Here is a 4,154-nt window from a genome sequence, read left to right on the forward strand (position 1 = left end):
AAAAGACTGCGTTTTAAAGGGTGGGAAACTTTAGAAAAATAATGAATCGTATTAAATTTATTGCAGTGTTTGGAATATGGCTACTTGGTTTTAATACTTTGGAAGCTTGTAATATGAAGTTCAAGATTATTTATGCCAACGCCTGCCTTAGCACCATTATTAGCATTACACCAGATTTCTTTGATAAAGGGATGATTGAAGGTTCACTTGATAGTGTGATGGTGGTATCTCATGCTGAATGTGTTGAATTTATGGATGTAATATCATCTCTTAAAGAAACGAAAGTGAAAGAGGGAGAGAGACTTCCCGAAATAGACGTTCGAGCAAAAGTTATAGTGTTTTTGAATGATCGATTTTGGGATTCATACTATTGGGGAATGTTCTATTTATATCATAATGGAAAGATATATGAAGTAAATAAAGAGTTTAGAGATAAAGTTAATTTCACGGTAAAAAAAGCTGGAAAGCCAAAGATGTTTTAACAAAAGTAATACGTAAGTGAAAAAGGGCGATAATCGCCAGTTTCAAGTAGGGCAGTGTTATAGGCTCGTAAAAGTGGCGGAAACCGAAAGGACTCTGAGAGTCTGGCCGTATGGATGGCCCCGAGCCAACAAGGAAAAGAAGGAGAAGCCACTGGGCGGTACATTCTGCCACATGTACGCCTACGGCGAACTTAACCGACTGACATTTACTATGGATATTATGGGAAAATTTATAAATAGAACAGCAACATCTTTTATGATGTTATTCTTGCTGAACTGTTGCTTTCCTAATTTTGCTCCTCGGAACAAAGAAAGCGAGTGCGTAGATGTTGATAGTGGAAAGTTTGCTTTGATTACACAGAATGGTGTTATTGATCAAGAATATCCATATAGCGTTTATTATATTATGAATAATGATTCCGTCTTAGTATGCAAAGGGTATGGAATAAAAATGATAAGAATGGAGGGTGATACCCTAATGATAGATATGGATGGTGAGATACTATACCATCGATATAAAATGAAAAAATACAGAGTGAAGCTATTATCACTTAGATGAGAACAGCATGGTTGTTAGTAATAGGCGTTTTCAAAACATTCGTGTCTGGTAAAAATGAATAGATGGTTTCATCTTCTTTTATTTATCGGCAACAAACGCGTGGTAAGTAAACCCGGTGTAGGTAAGTGCAGCATAACCGCTACAATCGTGCAAAGTTTGAGAACAATAAGTATAAAGTAAGTTATCATGAATAATAGTAGACTACAATTTCTTTTGCGTAAAAGCGCAGGAAAAAGGTATATGGCGGAGTATTTAACGGAATTATCAAGACTTATCACTAATAATAAGTTCAGAATATTAAATCTTGAAGAATCTGACATTATATCAAAAAGTATCACGGATAATCATGAAAAGCTCCTGTTTAAAATGGATTATTGGGAATGTAGAAATATATTATTTACTCAAAAAGAAATACTTAAAGGTGTTATCACAAAGATTCAATTGGTATATTCTGCTCCTGTTTATATGTCAATAGGACATTCCGATATGTGTGGGCTTGTCATGATAGAACGGATAAGTCTCTTCAATTCTGATTTTGAATTTAACGATGAACATAGTGGGTTAATTGTGCTTTATGATAAAAGTGCAAGCAATAAATTAGTTATCGACTTCTATGAAGAGGCCTGTACGTGTTTCTATGATTTACAGCTGTTTGGTGAGCAATGGGTGAAATGTAGAGAATAGCATGCAACATCTATTGTTGTTTGCCAGTCTCCTTCATTTAGTATGGCAAAATCTCCTAAAATATACATGGAAAAGCATGTAAAGACTAATGAAAAGGCAGGAAAGAACAATAGGTTCTATATTGGGGAACAAATATAGGAGGCAATTTTTACTTATGCACAAATACTTAAATAGCGTATTCTCTTGAACGGCAATAAAAGTTTACCTATCTTAAATTCAAAACAATAATGAAATATTTTGTATTCTTCATCGTTCTCTTAACAATTAGTTCTTGTAATTATAATAAAAAAATGACGCCAATAAACAATAGACATGATACAATAATTACTTATGGCATAGACAACCTTTCCTCGGAAGGTGCAGAAACACATGTGTTGTACAAAGGGGGACAGATAAAAGAGAGTACTGTATACGTATATGGTGCAGGTGGAAAAATGGAGATTAAGTATATTTTTAATCGTAACTTTATCGATGTGCGAGAACAAACATATCTCTACCAAGACACATCCCTTAACAAAGTTGATACATTAAATGTTATTAGGTATAAGATTGATTATAGAGGACGTGTTGTGGGGAAGAAACTGAGTCAATACGCAGACATATTTGAAGAATTCAAAAGAGCTGTCCCTTTTATTTTGAAATAAAAGGACGCGAGGTAAGTTACCTACGGCTACGGACTGCTAAACGAGGTTGCATATCGACAAAACTCTCCAACCGCACGAGCAAAGCTTGAGTTGGTGGAGGATTTGTAGGAAGAGGAAGAAGTGACTATACCCCCGTTGCTCAAGGTTCTATTGCATAAACTTGGTGTAACAGGCGGTAGGTATGCTCCTCATGTCAGAGGTAAAAACGTATCAGCATTTATAGTTCGTTCAGTAATACATAAATAAAAATGAAGAAGTATATAATATGTATAATGTTAGTGCATGTGTGCATTTCATGCAGTAACAACAAAAATGAGATGCCGTCTGAAAGCTTTACATATGAATGCTTTACATATGAAGACAGCCTTAATGGCATAAAGTGTACAAGGCCCAATGTAGGAGAAGGTGGGTTGTTAATTGTTGGTGAGGTGCAAGTTATGATTGCACCTAATGGTCAAATAGTTGATCTTGCAACCAAGTCTTTGGAAGACAGGCGTACACGTATTTATTACTTCGTGGATGATCGTTGTAAGGACGAAATATCACACTTCTATTCTTTTAATAAGAATGGGTTTGATGGCATTGCCGTATTTTATAAAGGAGAGAACAAAGTTGAAAGAATAAGGTATTATGAAAAGGATGAAGAGATTTGGTCAAAAGTGGAACCTGAGAAATAATAACGTTTTAATAGCAATCTTATTGGTAATCTCTATGATTTCATGTAACAGGGCGGAACAACATTCAAATGATTTGAAATGTATCTTCTCTGACAGTTTACACCGTTTTGAATATTATCGTGGTGCAAAACAAATTATAATTCGAGTTGACTCTAATTTGTTTTATTTTACCTCAGATAGTCGTCTGGTAAAGGTGTACACCCGAAGTGTGGTTAATGGAAAACGGATGTTTGTGAATGGAAAAGTTTATTATTTCGATAGGAAGTCGGGAACATTAGATTCAGTAAAGTCCTACCAGAAAAACAAGTTGCATGGGTATTCTGTTGTTTATGACAGGGAAGGTAAGATAATTTCAGCTAGGAAATTCGATAAAACAAAGAGCAGATGAGCGAAGAATCCCACCTTATGGAAACATCGAACATACCCTAGAACGCCTATGGATATGGCGCAAACATCGTCACGGACTGGGCAGAAAGACTATCCCATGTTTATGATGCAGATAGAAAAACAACGCAACCATTATGATGGCGACGGAGGCTTCTGCATCACTTGGTTTTCTAGAAAGGCTGGAAGGACATTTTGCACATCCCAAATAGAAGGGCTGTTGGGGGTTATTCAGCACATTCTCTACAAGTTGAAAGTAGGTTTTCTGTGGAATACAATGAGGAGAAAGTAAAGATTACTTCAAACGGATAAGGTCACAAACATGTCAATTCACAAACTCATGAACTGTTAAAATAGTGTTTTTGTTTTACATAACACACCCTGTTCGCCGATTCGTTCTAGCGAAAAAACAGGTTATAAAGTAGGTAAATTGGCACTGTTTCTAACCTTTCACGTCTTTCGTTTTGTCCTCTTTTAAGAAAACAACCTGCATTTCGCACCATTTAGCCTTTCTAGTTTGTGTGCCAGTTCGTAATTTTTCAAGACCCAAAACACACTTTTAGCCCCTAAAACCCCACTTTTTAACGGCTATTTTGCCCCTTTTAGCCATGTTTTTGATGGCTCCAAAAGGTTTTGTTTATACCATAGCAGTGTATTTTATGCTTTTTATCTCGCATTTAGTAGCATTTCACCTTGCATTTTGCACCAAAACGCACTGCGTTTA

Annotated in this window: 6 protein-coding genes; all 6 read left to right on the forward strand. The window is 35.8% G+C overall.

Translation table 11 applies throughout. The annotated features are described in order from the left end of the window. The first annotated feature begins 41 nt into the window (after window positions 1–41). Entirely contained in the window at window positions 42–482 is a 441-nt protein-coding gene (locus tag HMPREF2955_RS04610; protein WP_070721421.1) for a hypothetical protein, read from the forward strand. A 220-nt stretch (window positions 483–702) separates the two neighbouring features. Continuing rightward, complete coding sequence (locus HMPREF2955_RS16155; protein WP_168166863.1) at window positions 703–1,041, forward strand: hypothetical protein; 339 nt, start codon at window positions 703–705, stop codon at window positions 1,039–1,041. Between the two features lie 186 nt (window positions 1,042–1,227). Continuing rightward, a complete protein-coding gene (locus tag HMPREF2955_RS04620; protein ID WP_246830066.1) occupies window positions 1,228–1,725 on the forward strand; it encodes a hypothetical protein in 498 nt (165 codons plus the stop codon). Window positions 1,726–1,952: 227 nt separating this feature from the next. Then, window positions 1,953–2,369 carry a hypothetical protein gene (locus HMPREF2955_RS04625; protein ID WP_070721427.1) on the forward strand — a complete coding sequence of 139 codons (417 nt, stop codon included), beginning with the start codon at window positions 1,953–1,955 and terminating at the stop codon, window positions 2,367–2,369. A 248-nt stretch (window positions 2,370–2,617) separates the two neighbouring features. Further along, entirely contained in the window at window positions 2,618–3,046 is a 429-nt protein-coding gene (locus HMPREF2955_RS04630; RefSeq protein ID WP_070721429.1) for a hypothetical protein, read from the forward strand. 436 nt (window positions 3,047–3,482) lie between these two features. Continuing rightward, window positions 3,483–3,722 (forward strand): hypothetical protein, encoded by a 240-nt coding sequence (locus HMPREF2955_RS04635; RefSeq protein WP_070721430.1) that lies wholly within the window; start codon window positions 3,483–3,485, stop codon window positions 3,720–3,722. The last annotated feature ends 432 nt before the right edge of the window (window positions 3,723–4,154 follow it).

The organism is Prevotella sp. HMSC073D09, assembly GCF_001814145.1.
GTDB lineage: Bacteria > Bacteroidota > Bacteroidia > Bacteroidales > Bacteroidaceae > Prevotella > Prevotella conceptionensis.

What these genes read in the sequence shown, in the direction of transcription:
- HMPREF2955_RS04610 (WP_070721421.1), top strand. Translation starts at nt 42, where the DNA reads ATGAATCGTATTAAATTTATTGCAGTGTTTGGAATATGGCTACTTGGT.
- HMPREF2955_RS16155 (WP_168166863.1), top strand. Translation starts at nt 703, where the DNA reads ATGGGAAAATTTATAAATAGAACAGCAACATCTTTTATGATGTTATTC.
- HMPREF2955_RS04620 (WP_246830066.1), top strand. Translation starts at nt 1,228, where the DNA reads ATGAATAATAGTAGACTACAATTTCTTTTGCGTAAAAGCGCAGGAAAA.
- HMPREF2955_RS04625 (WP_070721427.1), top strand. Translation starts at nt 1,953, where the DNA reads ATGAAATATTTTGTATTCTTCATCGTTCTCTTAACAATTAGTTCTTGT.
- HMPREF2955_RS04630 (WP_070721429.1), top strand. Translation starts at nt 2,618, where the DNA reads ATGAAGAAGTATATAATATGTATAATGTTAGTGCATGTGTGCATTTCA.
- HMPREF2955_RS04635 (WP_070721430.1), top strand. Translation starts at nt 3,483, where the DNA reads ATGGATATGGCGCAAACATCGTCACGGACTGGGCAGAAAGACTATCCC.